This is a genomic window from Streptomyces bathyalis (assembly GCF_015910445.1).
Lineage (GTDB): Bacteria > Actinomycetota > Actinomycetes > Streptomycetales > Streptomycetaceae > Streptomyces > Streptomyces bathyalis.
In genome coordinates, this window is the sequence record NZ_CP048882.1 from 5,314,421 (window position 1) to 5,335,180 (window position 20,760).

Here is a 20,760-nt window from a genome sequence, read left to right on the forward strand (position 1 = left end):
CGATGTGATCGGCTACGTCAATGCGCACCGGTCAGAAAACCGCCGACAGCGGCCGTCATGGGACACCCCGAGCCGAAACACCATTCAAGTCCTGTTTCGCGGGCGGCGTTTCCCATGGCCAGTACCGGCAGCGCAAATCATCCTTCATGATTCCAGAGGACTGCAGCCTTGAGTACTTTCCATGACTCAACGGAAGACGCCGTTGCCTTTTCCGGCGACGGACGGGTCGATGTTTCCTACCCGATGGCACCGGCTCAGCAAGGCATCCTGTTCCAGTCCCGCCATGGTGAAAGGACCGGGCTCTACCACGCTCAGGTCGTGCTCGAGATTGCGCACGATCTCGACGTGGAGGCATTTCGCCGGAGCTGGGCGCACGTCATGAAGAGGCATGCCGTGCTGAGGACCGATTTCGGTGAGCAGCCCGGCGATGAACCTGTGCAAACCGTTCGGGAAAGCGTGGATTTCCCTTTCGGTCAGGAGGACCTGCGGGCCCTGGACGCAGAGGGGCAGTCCGACGCGATCGAGGCGATCGTGCAGCGGGACCGTGCGCAGGCGTTCTCCCTGGACGAGGCGCCGCTGTGGCGGCTCCACGTCTCTCGTCTGGCCGAGGCGAAATATCAGGTTCTCTGGAGTTTTCACTACATTCTTCTGGATGCGAGCAGTCAGGCGATCGTCCTTCGCGATGTCGAAGAGATCTACGAGTGTCTGACTTCTCAGCGGCCCGTCGACGACCGGCCGGTGACGCCCTTTCAGGATTACGTCGAATGGCTTCGGCGTCAGGACGCCGGTCGGGCCGAAGGATTCTGGCGTGACGAGCTGGAGTCCGTCGCGTCCGCCAGTCCGCTGCCCTGCGAGCTCAAGCCTTCCGCCGACGAGGACGCGACCGCGGACCCGGCGCCCGCTGCTTACGCTCAGGTCTCACTCGTCCTGGACGAGCAGGAGACCGCGGCCCTGCGTGCCGCGGGTGAGCAGCAGGACCTGACGATCCCCACCCTCGTCCGGGGAGCCTGGGCGTTCCTGCTGAGCCGCTACAAGGGCGCCGACGACGTGGTCATGGGGGTCACCACTCCCGGCCGGTCGGCCGAACTGCCCGGCATCGAGGGCACGGTGGGGCTTCTCATCAACACCCTTCCCCTGCGCGTCCGCGTGCCGGCCTCGATGGGCTGGGCGGAGTGGATGCGGGGCCTGCAGGGTCAGTACGCGCGGATCCAGGAACACGAGTACAGCCCGCTGCTGATGGTTCAGCAGTGGAGCGGGATCGGTTCCGGGGAGGCGCTCTTCGACAGCGTGCTGACGGTCGACGACCACGAAGCGGCACCCGGGACCGGGCCGCTCCGGATGGTCAGGACCTGGGAGGAGAGCCACGCGGCCTATCCCCTGAGCGTCGTGGTGACACCCGGCGCACGCCTCACGCTCACGATCCACTACGACACGCAGCGCTTCGCGGCGGAGTCGGTCGAGCGGATGGCGGGACACCTGCGCCAGACCGTCATGGATCTCGTGCGCAAGCCGGAGGCACGCCTGGGGGAGCTGGCCCTCCTCACCCCCGCGGAGTTCACTCAGCTCGTCCACGAGTGGAACGACACGGAGACGCCGTACTCGCAGGACCTCTGCATGCACGAGCTCTTCGAGCAGCAGGCCGCGGAGACCCCCGAGGCCCTGGCCCTGCTCTTCCGTGACGAGCGCTGGACGTACCGCGAGGTCAACGAGCTGGCCAACCAGATCGCGCACCGTCTGAAGCAGCTCGGACTCGGCCGTGGGGACCAGATCGCGATCCTCATGGAGCGCTCCGCGGAGATGATTCCCGCGCTGCTCGGGATCCTGAAGGTCGGGGGCACATACGTCCCTCTGGACGCCAACGCCCCCGTGAAGCGCTGGCACTGGATCATCGACTCGCTGAAGATCACGTGTGTACTGACGCAGCACACCCTCATGCCGCGCGTCCTGACTGCCGATCCGCTGCCACACCTTGCCCACGTCCTGTGCATGGACCCGGCGGGCGACGACGAGCCGGTATATGACACTCCCTATGCCGTCCACTCGTCGGCCGAGCTGGCGAGCATGCCGCAGGAGAATCTCTCCCTGCAGGGCACCTCTCAGGACATCGCCTACATCATCTTCACCTCCGGCTCGACCGGAACCCCGAAGGGCGTCACGGTCGCGCACTTCCCCGCGGTGAACCTGATCGAGTGGGTCAACAACACCTTCTCCGTGGGACCTGACGACCGCGTCCTGTTCGTCACCGCGCTGACCTTCGACCTGTCCGTTTACGACATCTTCGGCGTCCTTGCCGCCGGCGGTTCGCTCCGGGTCGCCACGAGCGAGGACATCCAGGAGCCGGCGAATCTGCTGGCCTACATGGCGGACGAACCCATCACGTTCTGGGACTCCGCGCCCGCCGCCCTGATGCAGCTGGTGCCGTTCCTGCCCACGAACGGCGAGGGCGCCAACGAGATCGTCTCCCCGTCGCTGCGCCTGATCTTCATGTCCGGCGACTGGATCCCGGTGCACTCGCCGGACGTGATGAGGGCGGCGTTCCCGAACGTCCAGGTCGTCGGCCTCGGCGGTGCCACGGAAGCAACGGTCTGGTCGAACTTCTTCCCCGTCGGCGAGGTCGACCCCGCCTGGTCGAGCATCCCGTACGGAAAGCCCATCCAGAACGCGAGTTACTACGTCCTCGACGAGTCCCTGCGCCCGTGCCCGATCGACGTACCGGGCGACCTCTACATCGGCGGCATCTGCCTCAGCTCCTGCTACGCGAACGAGCCGGAGCTGACGGCGAGCAAGTACATCCCGTCGCCCTTCAGCGCGACGCCCGGTGAACGCATCTACAAGACGGGCGACATGGCGCGGTGGCGGGCCGACGGAAACCTGGAGTTCCTCGGGCGCACCGACTCCCAGGTCAAGATCCGCGGCTACCGCATCGAACTCGGCGAGATCGACAGCGTCTTGAGCGAGCACCCCGTCGTCCAGGACGCGGCGACCATCGTCCGTGAGGACAGGACGGGCGACAGGTCGCTGGTCTCGTACGTCGTGCCGCATCCGCAGCTGGCCCACTCGGCGGTCCAGCATCACGGCGACTCGCTGGCGGGCAAGCGCATCGACCGCTGGCGCGAGGTGTACGACGCCTTCGACCCCAACGCGGCGCAGGCGTCCGAGGACGGTCACGACTTCTCGGGCTGGAACAGCAGCTACACCGGCATGCCGATCCCGCTGGACGAGATGCGGGCCTGGCAGGAGGACACGGTCTCCCTGGTCCGCGGCTACGACCCGCAAGCCATCCTGGAGATCGGCTGCGGCACGGGCCTGTTGCTCTTCCCGCTCGCTGCCGGATGCCGTCGGTACTACGGAACGGACTTCTCCTCGTCGGTGCTCGAGTCCGTCCGCGGCCGCCTCGACTCGCAACCGGAGTTGCGGGACTCGGTCGTGCTGCACCAGAGGGAGGCCGACGGGATCGGCGACCTCGAACTGGAGTCGGTCGACACCGTCGTCATCAACTCGGTGATCCAGTACTTCCCCGACATCGACTACCTGGTCCGGGTCCTCGAAGGAGCGGTGTCCCGCGTCGCGGACGGCGGACGGGTGATCGTCGGCGACGTCCGCAGCCTCCCGCTCCTCGATGCCTTCCACGCCAGCGTCGAGGCGGACCGCGCCCCCGATTCGATGACGCGTGAGCAGCTCTGGCAGCGCGTCCAGCACCGGGTGCAGCAGGAAGAAGAGCTGACCCTGGACCCGCAGTTCTTCCGGGACTGGGCTGCCGCGGCCGGCGTCGTCTCCCGGGTGGAGATACGGCCCAAGCGTGGCCGCCACGTCAACGAGATGTCGATGTTCCGCTACCAGGTGGTGCTGCACATCGGCGACCCCGCGGACACCGCCGGCCGCGCGGAACCGGGCATCCCTGAGCTCGACTGGAACGCCGAACGCCTCACCCTCCCGGCGCTGCGCGAAAGGCTGGAAGCCGGCGGATCCGGCGTGCTGCGGGTGCGCAACGTCCCCAACTCCCGCGTGGAGGAGGCGGTACGGACCCTCCGCTGGCTCAAGGGAGGGTCCGGGCTGGAGACGGTGGAGGCCTGGCGCGCACAGGACAGGCCGGCCGCGGGCCTCGACCCCGAGGACGTGCGGGAACTCGCCGAACAGGCCGGCTACCGGGCCGTGCTCGACTGGAGCCGCCACGGCGCGGACGGCACCTTCTCCGTCCTCCTGACCCGTGCGGACGCCGAACACGGCGCCGACGACGAGGAGTTCGTCACCCCCGCCGGGCCCGGGAGCGACGAGCAGGACTGGTCGAACTACGCCAACCAGCCGCTGAAGGCGGAGATCCAGCACCTTCTGATGCCCCAGCTCCACGCCCACCTGGCCGAGCGGCTTCCCGCCTACATGGTGCCGTCCGACCTCATCGCGCTCGATGTCCTGCCCGTCACCTCCAGCGGCAAGCTCGACCGGCGCGCGCTGCTGCTGCCGCAGGACGCTTCCTCCACGGGTTCGGCGACCCGCGTGCCGGCCCGCAACACCACGGAGGCTCTGCTCGTCTCGGTGTGGGAACAGACCCTGGGCCGCTCGCCCATCGGCGTCTTCGACAACTTCTTCGAGCTCGGCGGGCACTCGCTTCTCGCGGTGCAGCTGGTGGCCCGCGTCCGCCAGGTGTTCTCGCTCGAGGTTCCCGTCCGCCTCTTCTTCGACCTCCCGACGATCGCCGAGGTGGCACGCGAACTGCAGCGGCGTAAGGAGGAGTTGCAGCCGCTGGAGCAGCGTCCGCTGAGCCCTTCGCCGCGCGGCGTGCCGCTGCCGGCCACCTTCGACCAGCAGCGGCTCTTCTTCATCGACCGGCTCAGCCCCGGAACCACCTCGTACACCGTCAACTGGCTCATCCCGCTGCCGGGGTTCATCGAGGCGACGGTGCTGCGGGACGGGCTGCACGAGATGATCCGGCGCCACGAACCGCTGAGGACCACCTTCCGCGAAGAGGACGGCCAGGTCTGGCAGATCATCGCGGACGAGTGGGACGTCGCACTGCCCACGACGGATCTCTCGGGGCTTTCCGAGGAGGAGTCCGAGCAGCGGGCGCAGGAGGAGATCCGCAGGTGGTGGGACCAGCCCTACGACCTGGCAACGGGTCCTCTGCTGCGTGCCCGGCTCCTCCGGCTCTCCGATGCGGAACAGGTGCTGGCGCTCAGCGCCCACCACACCGTCTTCGACGGCTACTCCATCGGCGTCTTCGGCCAGGAGTTCCTCCAGATCTGCCGGGCCCTGGCCGAGGGCGAGCCCTCGCCGCTGCAGGACCTGGAGGTCCAGTACGCCGACTACGCGGTGTGGCAGCAGAGTTGGCTGGAGGAGGACAGGCTCGCGTTCCATCTCGACCACTGGAAGGAGCAGCTGGCCGGCGCTCCTGAACTGCTCACGCTGCCCACCGATTTCCCGCGGCCCGACGAGCAGAGCTACAAGGGCGACTTCCTGAGGCGGCAGCTGTCCGCCCGGATGACCGAACGCGTCGGCCAGTTGAGCCGTGAGCACCAGGTGACGAACTACATCACCATGCTCAGCAGCTTCGCGGTCTTCCTGTCCCGGTACAGCGGGCAGGACGACGTCGTCATCGGCGTACCGATCGCGGACCGCAACCGTGTCGAGCTGGAGTCCATGGTCGGGTTCCTGGTGAACACGGTCGCCGTCCGTGTGGACCTGCGGGGCGAACCCACCTTCGAGGACGTGCTGCTGCAGGTGCGCAAGCAGCTCTTCGACGCGCAGAGCCACCAGCAGGTCCCCTTCGAGCGGCTGGTCGAGGCGCTGAGTCCGGCGCGCAGCCTCGGCTACAACCCCGTCTTCCAGGTGATGTTCGCCGACGAGAGCCTCCCGCTCCTGGAGCACGAATCCGCTCTGGTTCAGGCGAAGCCCTGGATGCACCGTCTCATCGAAGAGGGGATGAGCGTCGGCGTCGCTCGCTTCGACCTGACGCTCATGATCCAGGCCGCTCCCGAAGGGATGCGCTTCGGATTCGAGTACAGCACCGACCTGTTCGGTGAGCAGACGGTCGCACGCATGGCCGACCACTTCGAGGTGCTTCTGGAGTCCGCGCTGACGGAGCCCGGGCGGCCGCTTCGGCACCTGCCGATGGTCGACGAGTCCGAGCGCGGGCAGATCATCGAGCGAGGTCACGGGGCCCGCAACGAGGAAGCACTCGAACCGGCGGCCCTGCACGAGCTGTTCGAGCGCACGGTCCGCCGGTGCCCCGCCGACGTGGCCGTGGCGTCCGGTGAACGCCGGTTGAGCTACGGGGAGTTGGACGGACTCTCGAACCGCCTTGCGCATCTGCTGCGGGACCGCGGTGTCGGGCGCGGGAGCCTGGTCGGTCTGTGCGTGCCGCGCTCTCCCGAGATGATCGTCGCGCTGCTCGCGATACTGAAGGCCGGCGGAGCCTATGTCCCGCTGGACCCCGAGTATCCGAGCGACCGCCTGGCCTACATGGCCGGGGACGCCGGACTCGAAGTGGTGCTGGCCGAACGGTCGGTGCTCGGCGTGCTTCCCGGGTCCGACGCGGTGACGCTGGCCGTCGAGGACATCTGGCCCGACCTGGAGAACTGGCCCGACACGCCGCCCGCTTCAGGCGTTACCGCAGACGACCTGGCGTACGTGATGTACACGTCCGGTTCGACGGGCCGTCCGAAGGGAGTGGCGGTCACCCACGCCGACGTTTCGGCGCTGGCCCTGGACAGCCGCTTCGCGCGGGGACACGAGTGCGTGCTGCTGCATTCCCCGCAGGCGTTCGACGCGTCGACGTACGAACTGTGGGCGCCGCTGCTGACCGGCGGCCGGGTCGTGGTGGCACCACCGGGAACGGTGACTCCGGGCCTGCTGCGTGAGGTCGTGCCCGCGCACGGGATCACGGCGATGTGGCTGACGGCGGCGCTGTTCCACCTGTTCGCGCAGGAGGACCCGGGCTGCCTCGCCGGTCTGGGCGAGGTGTGGACCGGCGGGGACGCGGTGCAGGCGGACGCCGTGCGGCGCGTGCGCGCTGCCTGCCCGGAGCTCGTCGTGGTCGACGGCTACGGGCCGACCGAGACGACGACGTTCGCCACCAGCCACCGGATGGAGCCGGAGACGGAGGTGCCGGCGGTCGTGCCGATCGGCCGGCCCCTGGACAACATGCGGGTGCATGTACTGGACGGGTCCATGGAGCCGGTCCCCCCAGGTGTCGCCGGCGAGCTCTACATCGGTGGGGCGGGGTTGGCGCGCGGCTATCTGGGGCGTCCGGATCTGACGGCCGAGCGGTTCGTCGCCGATCCGTTCGCCGATGAGGACGGCAGCCGCCTTTACAGGACCGGCGATCTGGCCCGCTTCCTCCCTGACGGCAACGTCGAGGTGCTGGGCCGGGTCGACGATCAGGTCAAGATCCGTGGTTTCCGGGTCGAGTTGGGAGAGATCGAAGCCGTTCTCGCGCAGCACCCCGAGGTCGCGGACGTGGCGGTCCTGCTCCATGCGGACGGCGCCTCGAAGCGGCTCGTGGCGTTCGTGGTGTGCCGTGAGCCGGTGGAGACCGAGGTGTTGCAGTCGTTCCTGGGCGAGCGGCTTCCCGGCTACATGGTTCCCGGCGTCTTCGTCCCGCTCGAGTCCTTGCCGTTGAGTCCGAACGGCAAGGTGGACCGTAAGGCTTTGGCGGCGTTGTCGTGGGAGGAGCATGCTGCGGCGGGTCGGGAGTATGTGGCGCCGCGGTCCGTGGTGGAAGAGCAGTTGGCGGAGATCTGGCAGACGGTGCTGGGTACGAGTCAGCCGGTGAGCGTCCACGATGATTTCTTCTCGCTGGGCGGGGACTCGATTCTGAGTCTTCAGGTGATTTTCCGTGCGAAGCAGCGTGGTCTGTATTTCACGGTGAAGCAGCTTTTCCAGTATCAGACGATTGCTGAGCTTGCTCCGGTGGTGGAGCAGCAGGATGCGCCGACGGTGCGGGCGGAGCAGGGTCTGGTGACGGGGCCGGTGGAGCTGACGCCGATTCAGCGCTGGTTCTTCGCGCAGGATTTCGCGCAGCCGCATCACTTCAATCAGTCGGTGCTGGTGGAGGTGGATGCGGGGCTGTCGTCGCAGCAGTGGGAAGTTGTGGTGCGGCGTGTGCTGGAGCAGCACGACGGTCTGCGCACGCGGTTCTTCCAGGACGGTGCCGGGTGGCGGGCGGAGCTGGCGGGTCTGCCGGAGACGGTGCCGTTGCAGGTTCACGACCTGTCCTCGTATGCAGCCGAGGAGCGTGAGGAGCGGCTGCTCGAAATCGCTCAGCAGACCCAGTCCGGCATGGACTTGTCGGCTTCCCCCCTCTTCCGTGCCGTCCTCTTCACCGGACTGCAGGACCAGGAATTCTCCGAGCCGGGGAATCAGAAGTTCTCCGAGGCGGAGGATGAGGAGTTCTCCGGGCCGGAGAATCACAAGTTCTCCGGCCCGGAGAACGGTAAGTCCCAACTGCTTCTGGTTGCGCATCATCTTGTGGTCGATGTGGTGTCGTGGCGGGTGGTGCTGGAGGATCTGGGTGCTCTGGCGGAGCAGTTGCGTGTGGGGCGGGATCTGGTTCTTCCGGCGAAGTCGAGTTCGTGGCAGCAGTGGGCCGCGCGGCTGGGCGAGGAGGCCCGGAGTTCTGAGACGGCTGCGGAGTCTGCTTATTGGGGTGAGCAGGCGGGTGCGGCGTGTGCGGTGCCGATGGACGGGCCGGCGGATGACAACACCGTCGGGCGTAGCCGGGTGTATGAGGCGGTTCTGACCGCGGATGAGGCGCGTGCTCTTCTGCAGGATGTTCCGGCTGCTTTCAACACCCGGGTCAACGATGTGCTGTTGACGGCTGTGGCGTCGGCGGTGGGTGCGTGGAGCGAGGATGCGCATGTGCGTCTCGATGTCGAGGGGCATGGCCGTGAGGAGTTGTTCGACGATGTCGATGTCTCGCGTACGGCGGGCTGGTTCACCACGATCTCGCCGGTGCGTCTGCCGGTTCCGCGGTCCTCGGCTCTGGGTGAGGGTCTGAAACGGGTCAAGGAGGTGCTGCGGGAGCGTCCGCGGCAGGGCATCGGCTACGGCCTCCTCGCCCACGGCCCCGCGGACACCGCGCTGACCGGGGCCACGCCCGCACAGATCAGCTTCAACTACCTGGGCCAGTTCGACAGCAGTTTCGGTGGGAGCTTCGCTTCGTCGTCCGGCAAGGCCGGCCCGGACTGGGCTCCGGAAAACAAGCGTCCGTATCTGATCGACATCGTCAGCCGGGTGCAGGACGGGCGTCTGCACATGGAGTGGACCTACAGCGAGGCCGCTCACCGGGAGGAGACGATCCAGGAGGTCGCCGAGCGCACGCTGGAGGTGCTGCGGCAGCTTGTGGGTGAGGCCCAGCGTGCGGACGTGGTGGGCTACACGCCCTCGGATCTCCCCCTCAGCGGTCTGTCGCAGTCGCAGATCAACGACCTTGTCGGGCGCTTGCGTTCGCTGCCGGAGTGGCAGTCCGGGGCGCTGCCGCGTCCGCTGGAGGACTGCTATCCGCAGACGCCGATCCAGCAGGGTCTGTGGTTCCAGAGCCAGTACGCGCAGGGCGAGGGCATCTACCACGTCCAGATGATCCTGCGCATCGACCAGGACCTGGACGTCGAGGCGTTCCGGCAGAGCTGGGCGCAGGTGATGCGCCGTCACCCGATCATGCGCACCAGCTTCTGGGCGACGGAGGACAGCGAACCACTGCAGCTGGTCTGGGCGGACCTTCCCGTGCCGCTCCGGGTGGAGGACTGGCGGTCCCCGAACTCCGAGGATCAGCAGCTGCGTCTGGAGAAATACCTCCAGGACGACCGTGCCGAAGGCTTCGCCCCTCACGACGCCCCGCAGTGGCGGATGCTGCTGGCCCGTACCGCCGACGAGAGCTACCAGCTGGTCTGGAGCGCTCACCACGCGGTTCTGGACGGCTGGAGCATCAGCCTCATCCTGAACGACGCCGTCCAGTGGTACGGGGCGCTCACCCAGGGCCGGCACATCGAGCTGCTTCCGACCCGGCCCTACCGGGACTACGTGGCCTGGCTCGAACGCCAGGATCTGGAACAGGCCGAGAGCTACTGGCGCGAGACCCTGAAGGCGGTCGAGCAGGCCACCCCGCTCAGCATCGAACGCCACCTCACGGCAGGGGCGACGCCGGTCGAAGCGAGCGGCCAGGCCGAGGTCGGTGTCTCCTTCAGCGAGGAGGACACCAGCCGGCTGCACGAGCTGGCCAATGCCCACCGGTTGACCCTCAACACCGTTCTGCAGGGTTGCTGGGCACTGCTGCTGGGGCGGTACGCCGGCACGGACGACGTCGTCTTCGGAACGGTGGTCTCCGGACGGCCGTCCGAAGTCGAAGGCGTGGAGCGCATGGTCGGCCTGTTCATCAACACGCTGCCTCTCCGCGTGCAGATGCCCGAGAACAGTTCCTCGCTCGAATGGCTCCAGGGTTTGCAGGAACAGAACCTGCAGATGCGCCAGTTCGACTACAGCCCGCTGAGCCACGTCCAGCGGTGGAGCGAACTGCCCACCGGCGCCGCGCTCTTCGAGAGCCTTTTCGTCTTCGAGAACTACCCCGTGGAGAAGGACGAATCGGCGGCGCTGCGCTTCGACATGACCCGTTCCGAGGAACGCAGCAACTACGCGCTCTCCGTCGTGGCCACGGTGCCCGACGACCGGCTCCGTATCTCCGTCCAGTACGACACCGGGCGCTTCGAGAGAGAAGCCGTGGAACGCATGCTCGGACACCTCCGGAGCATCTGTTCGCAGATCGCCGGGGACCCCGGTGCGCGGCTGAGCGAGATCACCGTCCTCACGGACGAGGAACGCCGGCAGATCCTCCGGCACGGGAACTCCGCGCCCGAAGAGACCGTGATCGACGCCGACTTCGACCTGTCGGCCTTCGCGGCAGGAATCAAGACCGTCGAAGAGCGCGAGCTCCTTGAACAACTCGTCGCAGAGGTTCAGGGAATGTCGCCCAGCGATCTTCAGGCCCCACATCTGAGTGCTTCACCGGCTACCGAGACGAGTGAGAATCATGAGTGAGTTTCTTCCTCAGCTTGAGAACCTGTCTCCGGAGCAGCAAGCGATGCTGCGTCTCCGGCTCCAGCAGGCCAAGCAGCAGGCAGCGCAGCCGGCGTCGTTCCACGAGCTCTTCGAGGCATGGGCCCGCCGCTGCCCCGATCGCGTGGCGGTCTCCTTCGGCGACAGCCAGCTGAGCTACGCCTGTCTCGACCGGCTGTCCAACCGGCTCGCTCATCTTCTCCGGGACCGCGGTGTCGGACGCGAGACCCTGGTCGGCCTCTCCATGCCGCGTTCCGCGGAGATGATCGTCGGCCTCCTCGCGATCATGAAGGCCGGCGGTGCCTACGTACCGCTGGACCCGACGTACCCGCGTGAGCGCCTTGCCTACATGGTCTCGGATGCTCGATTGCCGGTGGTGCTGGCACGTCGGTCGGTGCTCGGAGTGCTGCCCGAGTCGGACGCACTGGTCCTGGCCGTCGAGGATTTCTGGTCCGAGCTGGAGAAGTGGCCCGAGACAGCTCCGGTGTCGGGCGGGACCGTCGACGACCTCGCGTATGTGATCTACACGTCCGGCTCGACGGGCCGGCCGAAGGGTGTGCAGGTTCCTCATCGCGGCTTCCGGGACATCTCCCAGTGGCAGTACGAGAACTACGGGCTGGACACCCCGCAGCGCGTGCTGCAGGGCACCTCCCTGAGCTTCGACATCTCGGTATGGGAGTTCTCCGCGGCGCTGCTGTCGGGTGGGACGTTGATCCTGCCGCCGCCTGACATGCAGATGACGGGGCCCGATCTCGCGGGTCTCCTGATCGAGCAGGGCGTCGAGAACATCAGCCTGACGCCGTCGGCGCTCTCCACGCTGCCCGAGGATTCGCTGCCGTTCGTACGCTGCATCACGGTCGGCGGTGAGGCGTGCCCTCATGACCTCGTCCGTGTCTGGGCCCCCGGCCGCGCGTTCTTCAACGGTTACGGTCCGACCGAGGCCACGGTGGGTGTGTGCCTTGCCCGGTACGAGCCCGACCTCGAGCGTGTCCACATCGGCCGTCCCATTCGCGGGACGCAGCTTCACGTCCTCGACTCGCGCCAGCAGCTCCTTCCGGTGGGTGTCGCCGGCGAACTCCACATCGGTGGGGCGGGGTTGGCGCGCGGCTATCTGGGGCGTCCGGATCTGACGGCCGAGGCGTTCATCGCCAACCCGTTCGGAAGTGACGAGGGCAGCCGTCTCTACAGGACCGGCGATCTGGCCCGCTTCCTCCCTGACGGCAACATCGAATTACTCGGGCGGGTCGACGACCAGGTCAAGATCCGTGGTTTCCGGGTCGAGTTGGGAGAGATCGAAGCCGCCCTGGCACAGCACCCCGAGGTGCGCAACGCCGCCGTCCTCCTCCACGCCGACGGCCCGACGAAGCGGCTCGTGGCGTTCGTGGTGTGCCGTGAGCCGGTGGAGACCGAGGTGTTGCAGTCGTTCCTGGGCGAACGGCTTCCCGGCTACATGGTCCCCAGCGTCTTCGTCCCGCTGGAGAGCCTCCCGGTCACCACCAACCGGAAGGTGGACCGTAAGGCTTTGGCGGCGTTGTCGTGGGAGGAGCATGCTGCGGCGGGGCGGGAGTATGTGGCGCCGCGGTCCGTGGTGGAAGAGCAGTTGGCGGAGATCTGGCAGACGGTGCTGGGCACGAGTCAGCCGGTGAGCGTCCACGATGATTTCTTCTCGCTGGGCGGGGACTCGATTCTGAGTCTTCAGGTGATTTTCCGTGCGAAGCAGCGTGGTCTGTATTTCACGGTGAAGCAGCTTTTCCAGTATCAGACGATTGCTGAGCTTGCTCCGGTGGTGGAGCAGCAGGATGTGCCGACGGTGCGGGCGGAGCAGGGTCTGGTGACGGGGCCGGTGGAGCTGACGCCGATTCAGCGCTGGTTCTTCGCGCAGGATTTCGCGCAGCCGCATCACTTCAATCAGTCGGTGCTGGTGGAGGTGGATGCGGGGCTGTCGTCGCAGCAGTGGGAAGTTGTGGTGCGGCGTGTGCTGGAGCAGCACGACGGTCTGCGCACGCGGTTCTTCCAGGACGGCGCCGGGTGGCGGGCGGAGCTGGCGGGTCTGCCGGAGACGGTGCCGTTGCAGGTTCACGACCTGTCCTCGTATGCAGCCGAGGAGCGTGAGGAGCGGCTGCTCGAAATCGCTCAGCAGACCCAGTCCGGTATCGATCTCTCCGAACCTCCGCTCTTCCGCGCCGTCCTCTTCACCGGGGACGAGAACGGTAAGTCCCAACTGCTTCTGGTTGCGCATCATCTTGTGGTCGATGTGGTGTCGTGGCGGGTGGTGCTGGAGGATCTGGGTGCTCTGGCGGAGCAGTTGCGTGTGGGGCGGGATCTGGTTCTTCCGGCGAAGTCGAGTTCGTGGCAGCAGTGGGCTGCGCGGCTGGGCGAGGAGGCCCGGAGTTCTGAGACGGCTGCGGAGTCTGTTTATTGGGGTGAGCAGGCGGGTGCGGCGTGTGCGTTGCCGATGGACGGGCCGGCGGATGACAACACCGTCGGGCGGAGCCGGGTGTATGAGGCGGTTCTGACTGCGGATGAGGCGCGTGCTCTTCTGCAGGATGTTCCGGCTGCTTTCAACACCCGGGTCAACGATGTGCTGTTGACGGCTGTGGCGTCGGCGGTGGGTGCGTGGAGTGAGGACGCGCATGTGCGTCTCGATGTCGAGGGGCATGGCCGTGAGGAGTTGTTCGACGATGTCGATGTCTCGCGTACGGCGGGGTGGTTCACCACGATCTCGCCGGTGCGTCTGCCGGTTCCGCGGTCCTCGGCTCTGGGTGAGGGTCTGAAGCGGGTCAAGGAGGTGCTGCGGGAGCGTCCGCGGCAGGGCATCGGCTACGGCCTCCTCGCCCACGGCCCCGCGGACACCGGCACGGATTCCTGCGAGCCCACGGTCCTCGGTGAGCCGAGCACCGCACAGATCAGCTTCAACTACCTCGGGCAGTTCGACGGGAACCTCACCGGCAACTTCACCGCCTCCTCCGACAGGACCGGCCCCGACTCCCACCCGGACAACCGGCGTCCGTATCTGATCGACATCGTCAGCCGGGTGCAGGACGGGCGTCTGCACATGGAGTGGACCTACAGCGAGGCCGCTCACCGGGAGGAGACGATCCAGGAGGTCGCCGAGCGCACGCTGGAGGTGCTGCGGCAGCTTGTGGGTGAGGCCCAGCGTGCGGACGTGGTGGGCTACACGCCCTCGGATCTCCCCCTCAGCGGTCTGTCGCAGTCGCAGATCAACGACCTTGTCGGCGGCTTGCGTTCGCTGCCGGAGTGGCAGTCCGGGGCGCTGCCTCGTCCGCTGGAGGACTGCTATCCGCAGACGCCGATCCAGCAGGGTCTGTGGTTCCAGAGCCAGTACGCGCAGGGCGAGGGCATCTACCACGTCCAGCAGATCCTCCGCATCGACCAGGACCTGGACGTCGAGGCGTTCCGGCAGAGCTGGGCGCAGGTGATGCGCCGTCACCCGATCATGCGCACCAGCTTCCGGGCGACGGAGGACAGCGAACCACTGCAGCTGGTCTGGGCCGACCTTCCCGTGCCGCTCCACGTGGAGGACTGGCGCGGCGAGAGCGCGGAGGAGCAGCAACAGCGCCTCAACGCCCACCTCGAGCAGGACCGCACCCGGGGCTTCGCCCCCCACGACATCCCGCAGTGGCGGATGCTGCTGGCCCGTACCGCCGACGAGAGCTACCAGCTGGTCTGGAGCGCTCACCACGCGATCCTCGACGGCTGGAGCATCAGCCTCATCCTGAACGACGCCGTCCAGTGGTACGGCGCGCTCACCCAGGGCCGGCACATCGAGCTGCTTCCGACCCGGCCCTACCGCGACTACGTGTCCTGGCTCGAGAACCAGGACATGGAAGAGGCCGAGAGCTACTGGCGCGAGGCCCTGCAAGGAGTCGAAGAGGCCACGCCGCTGGCCGCCGAGAAGCGCCCGGAGGCCGAGAGCGACAACTCCGCGGAACCGGCCCCTCAGGCGAGGACGAACTTCTTCCTCAGCCAGGCCGAGACCACCGAGCTCCAGAGCTTCGCGCAGCAGCACCGACTCACCCTCAACACCGTTCTGCAGGGCTGCTGGGCGCTGCTGCTGGGGCGCTACGCCGGCACGGACGACGTCGTCTTCGGAACGGTGACCTCCGGACGCCCGTCCGAGGTCGAAGGCGTGGAGCGCATGGTCGGCCTGTTCATCAACACGCTGCCTCTGCGGGTGCGACTGCCCGAGAACAGTTCCTCGCTCGAATGGCTCCAGGGTCTGCAGGAACAGAACACGCAGATGCGCCAGTTCGACTACAGCCCGCTGAGCCACGTCCAGCGGTGGAGCGAACTGCCCGCCGGCGCCCCGCTGTTCGAGAGCCTTTTCGTCTTCGAGAACTACCCCGAGGACGAAAACACCGAAGCAGCACTGCAGTTCACCGAGATGAGTTCGCAGGAACAGACGCACTACCCGCTCAACATCGTGATCACCGTGGGCGAGCGTATCGGCGTCAACGTCTTCTACGACACGCGGTGGTTCGACGAGGGCACGGTCGAGGCCGTCTTCGGGCACATGCGGCAGATCTGCCGCGAGCTGGCGGCCTCGCCGCGGAAGCCCCTCGCCCAGATCAGCATGCTCTCCGACGTCGAGCGCACCCGGATCCTCGACGAGTGGAGCACCGAGACCACATCGGACATCGACCACACCTATCTGCACGAACTCGTCGCCGCTCAGGCGCGGTTGACGCCCGACTCCGTCGCGGTGGTCCACGAGGACGGGCAGCTCACGTACGCACAGCTCGACACCCGCTCCAACCAGCTCGCGCACTGGCTGCAGGCCCACGGCGTCGGACCCGAGGTCCTGGTGGGCCTGTGCCTGGAGCGTTCGCTGGAGGGCATCGTCGGCCTGCTCGGCATCCTCAAGGCGGGCGGGGCGTACGTCCCGGTCGACCCCCGGTACCCCCTCGACCGGATGACGTACGTCGTCGAGGACGCGGGGATGCACCTGTTCCTCACGCAGTCGCACCTGCTGGAGAAGCTGCCGGGCGGGGACCTGCAGACCCTCTGCCTGGACTCCGAGTGGTCCTCGGTCGCCTCCCAGCCGACCGAGGCACCGTCGACGACCCTCACCCCGGAGAACCTCGCCTACATCATCTACACCTCGGGGTCGACCGGAAAACCGAAGGGCGTGATGGTCGCGCACCGCTGCATCCACCACGTGGTGCCGTGGATCCGCAAGAACGCGTGCTTCGACCAGCGTCAGAACGTGCTTCAGGTCGCGTCGCTGAGCTTCGACTTCTCCGTCTGGGAGATCATCCTTCCCCTCGTGACGGGCGGGACGCTCCACATACCGAGCAGCGGCACGCGCATGATCGGCACCGATCTGCACGACATACTCGCCGAACGTGCCATCGAGAGCCTGAACTTCACGCCGGGCGCGCTGGCCACCCTGCCGACGGACTCCCTGCCGCATCTGCGCAACCTCGTCGTCGGCGGTGAGGCCTACTCCGCGGACCTCATCCGGACATGGGCACCCGGCCGCGTGTTCTTCAACGTCTACGGGCCGACCGAGACGACGATCTTCGCCTCCGGAACGCACACCGACGAGAACCTCGACACCATCCACATCGGCCGCCCGATCACCAACGTGCGTCTCTACGTGCTCGACGCCTACATGCAGCCGGTCCCCGTGGGCGTGCCCGGTGAGCTCTACATTGGCGGCGTCGGCGTCACCCGCGGTTACATGAACCGCCCCGAGCTCACTGCGGAGTACTTCGTCGCGGACCCGTTCAGCGGCGAGCCCGGAAGCCGCCTCTACAAGAGCGGGGACCTCGTCAGATACCTCCCGGACGGCAACATCGAGTTCGTCCGCCGCATCGACAACCAGGTGAAGATCCGCGGCTTCAGGATCGAGCTCGGCGAGATCGAATCGGTGCTCGACCAGCATGCGCTCGTCCACAGCTGCGCCGTGCTCGCCCAGCCGGACGGCTCGACCAAGCGGCTGGTCGCCTACGTGGCGCTCAACAAGGGAGCCGCGGACGTGACCGAGGTCCTCCGGGCCCACCTGAAGGAACAACTGCCCTCGTACATGGTCCCGTCGGCCTTCGTCTACATGGACGAGCTGCCCCTCAACAGCAACGGCAAGCTCAACCGCCGGGTGCTCCCGATGCCCGAGGAGAGCTCCGTGCCGGCGCTCTCCGAGAGCGCGCTTCCCCGCACGCGGACCGAGGCCCTGCTGGCCACGATCCTCGAGGAGGTGCTGGAGCGGCGCGCCATCGGCGTCCACGACGACTTCTTCACCCTCGGCGGGCACTCACTGCTCGCGGTGAAGGTCGTGGCCCGCGTCCAGCAGACGTTCGGAGTCGATCTGCCGGTCCGTGTCCTGTTCGAGCAGCCGACCGTCGCCCAGATGGCCGTCGAACTGGACGCTCTGCTGCGGGAACAGGACCCGCACGACGTCGTCCCCCTGGTTCCCGTGTCACGCGACGAGCCCATTCCCGCGACGTTCGACCAGCAGCGGCTCTGGTACATGGACCGCCTGCACCCGGACAGCGCCCTGTACACCGTGGGCTGGCTGCTCCACCGGCACACCGACGTCGACCCGGCGCGGCTGAGGAAGGCGCTCGGGGTGCTGATCGCGCGTCACGAGACGCTGCGGACCACGTTCCGGGAGGACCGGGGACGGGTGTGGCAGAGCATCGCCGAGACCGGGACGGTCGTCCTCGCGGAGGCCGACCTGTCGGCCGAGCCTGCCGAGCGGCAGCCGGAGGCGGTCAAGGCCCTCACACGCGAACTGTGGACCCGTACCTTCGACCTCGCCGAAGGGCCGCTGTTCCGCACGCTGCTCGTCCAACTCTCCGACAGCGAAGCGCTCCTCGCGTTCAGCGCGCACCACGCGATCTTCGACGGCTTCTCCGTGCGGATCCTCAACGAGGAGCTGCTGCGGATCTACGACGCCCTCGCGACCGGTGACTCGGAGCTGCCGGCCCCGCTGGCCGTCCAGTACGCCGACTACGCGGTGTGGCAGCAGCAGTGGCTCCAGGAGGAGCGACTGCGGCCGCACCTGACGTACTGGAAGGAGCAGCTGGCCGACGCACCCGCGCTGATCTCGCTGCCCACCGACCACGCACGCCCGGCGGTGCAGAACTACCAGGGCGCCAACCACACCTCCTCCGTGCCGCCGGAGCTCGTCGAGCAGCTCAAGAAGGTGAGCGGCGAGAACCGGACGACGGACTTCATCACGGTGCTGAGCGCGTTCGCGGTCCTGCTCTCGCGCTACAGCGGGCAGGACAAGGTGGTCATCGGCATCCCGGTCGCCAACCGCAGCCGGGTCGAGACCGAGCCGCTGATCGGCTTCCTCGTCAACACCGTGGCGCTGTGCGTGGACCTGGAGGGCGACCCCACCTTCGCGGACGTGCTGCAGCAGGTCCGGTGGAAGCTCCTGGAGGCGCAGAGCCACCAGGAGGTGCCGTTCGACCGCATCGTCGAGGAGCTCAAGCCGGAGCGCAGTCTCAGCTACAACCCCGTCTTCCAGGTGATGTTCACCGGCCTGGACAAGCTCTTCGAGGACGCCCCCGAGGAGCAGGCGCAGCCGTCGTGGATCCATGACGTCACGGAATCGGGCATCGGCGTCGCGAAGTTCGACCTGGGCCTGAGCATCCAGCGGCGCGACGGTGAGCTGCGGTTCAACTTCGAGTACAGCACCAACCTGTTCGAGCGGGAGACGATCGCCGGACTGGGCGAGCACCTGCGGATCCTCACCGAGGAGGCGCTCGCCGCTCCGCAGACGCCCGTCAAGCGGCTTCCGATGCTGCCGGCCGGCGAGCGGGCGGAGATCCTGGAGGCGCGCAACGCCACGTACGACGAAGAGGCCCTGCGGCCCGCGTGCCTGCACCAACTCTTCGAGGAGCAGGTGCGCCGGACACCCGACCGGGTCGCGCTGTCCTACGAGGACCAGCAGCTCACATACGCCGAGCTGGACCGGCGCGCCAACCGCCTCGCACGGACTTTGCGCGCTCACGGAGTCGGCGCCGAGAGCCGGGTCGGCATCTGCATGCGCCGTTCGATCGACCTCGTGACCGGCCTCTACGCGATCCTCAAGGCGGGCGGCGCCTACGTGCCGCTGGACCCGGACTACCCGCCGGAGCGGCTGAAGTTCATGGCCGAGGACGCCCAGGTGCAACTCGCCCTGGTGCAGCCGGGCACCAAGGACGTTGCCGACCTGCTGTCCGGGCAGGGCATCGAGCTCATCGAGCTCGGCGGTGACGACACCTCCTGGCTCGACGCGAGCCCAGAGCCCGTGGACGCGGAGGTCAGCCCGGACAACCTGGCCTACGTGATCTACACCTCGGGCTCGACCGGCAGGCCCAAGGGCGCGATGCTCTCGCACCGCGGCATCTGCAACCGCCTGCTGTGGATGCAGGACGCGTACGGGCTCCAGGAGCACGACCGCGTCCTGCAGAAGACCCCGTACAGCTTCGACGTGTCGGTCTGGGAGTTCTTCTGGCCGCTCATCGCCGGTGCGCAACTCCACGTCGCGCGTCCCGAGGGCCACCGCGACCCGGCGTATCTGGCCGAGCTGATCGAGCAACAGGGCATCGGCGTCCTGCACTTCGTCCCGTCGATGCTGCAGACGTTCCTTCAGCAGCAGACCGTGGGCCGGCAGTGCCAGGGGCTCCGGCACGTGGTGTGCAGCGGGGAGGCCCTTCCGCTCGAGGTCCAGGAGCAGTTCCTCCGGACCCTGCCGGACACGCGGCTGCACAACCTCTACGGGCCGACGGAGGCATCGGTCGACGTCAGCTTCTGGGAGTGCATGGACATCCCGGGCGCCACCACCGTCCCCATCGGCACCCCGGTGGCGAACACGCAGCTGTACATCCTGAACGACGCGATGTCGCCCGTCCCCGACGGCGTCGTCGGCGAACTGTTCATCGGCGGTGTCCAGTTGGCGCGCGGCTACCTTGGGCGCCCCGACCTGACGGCCGAGCGCTTCGTGGCGAACCCCTTCGGCCCGGGCCGGCTCTACGCGACCGGTGACCTGGCCAGGTACCGGGCCGACGGCGTCATCGAATACGCGGGACGCAAGGACCACCAGATCAAGATCCGCGGCTACCGCATCGAGATCGAGGAGATCGAGGCCGTACTGGCCGATCACCCGGCCGTCCGGTCCTGCCTTGTCGTCGTGCACGAGGCCACGCCCGCCGACAAGCGGCTGACCGCGTTCCTCACGACGAAGCCCGGCCAGGAGGCGGCGCAGGACGATCTGCGCGCGCATCTCCTCGAACGGCTTCCGGAATACATGGTGCCCACGTACTTCGTGACGCTGGACGAATTCCCGCTGACCTCCAACGGCAAGGTGGACCGGAAGGCGCTGCCGGCGCTGTCGGACGTCATTCAGCAGGCGCAGTCCGGCGAGAGCTACGTCGCACCCGGAACCGACACCGAGAAGGTCCTCGCGGAACTCTGGGCGAGCCTCCTCGAAGTGGAACGGGTGGGAATCCACGACGACTTCTTCAACCTCGGCGGCCATTCACTCCTTGTGGCCTCCATGGCGACGGAGGTCCAGGACAGGTGGGGCATCGCGCTGATGCTTCCCACGGTCTTCCAGAACCGGACGATCGAAGCACTCGCGCAGGTCATCGACCAGAGCGTCGAGGAGGGCGACAGCGAAGAGCCGGACGCGGACGAGCTTTTCGATCTGCTCTGAGAACCACCACGCGTCACTCACCGCCAACCCACCTGCAAGGGACAAGGAGA

The 20,760-nt window shown here is 67.5% G+C and carries 2 protein-coding genes; both read left to right on the forward strand.

Going from position 1 to position 20,760, the window contains the following annotated elements; all coding sequences use genetic code 11:
* The first annotated feature begins 243 nt into the window (after nucleotides 1–243).
* On the forward strand, nucleotides 244–11,025 hold the full coding sequence (locus tag G4Z16_RS23080; protein WP_197352592.1) for a non-ribosomal peptide synthetase: 10,782 nt from the start codon (nucleotides 244–246) through the stop codon (nucleotides 11,023–11,025).
* Nucleotides 11,018–20,710 (forward strand): non-ribosomal peptide synthetase, encoded by a 9,693-nt coding sequence (locus G4Z16_RS23085; RefSeq protein WP_197352593.1) that lies wholly within the window; start codon nucleotides 11,018–11,020, stop codon nucleotides 20,708–20,710. Before G4Z16_RS23080 ends, G4Z16_RS23085 begins: the two co-directional genes overlap by 8 nt.
* Nucleotides 20,711–20,760: the final 50 nt, after the last annotated feature.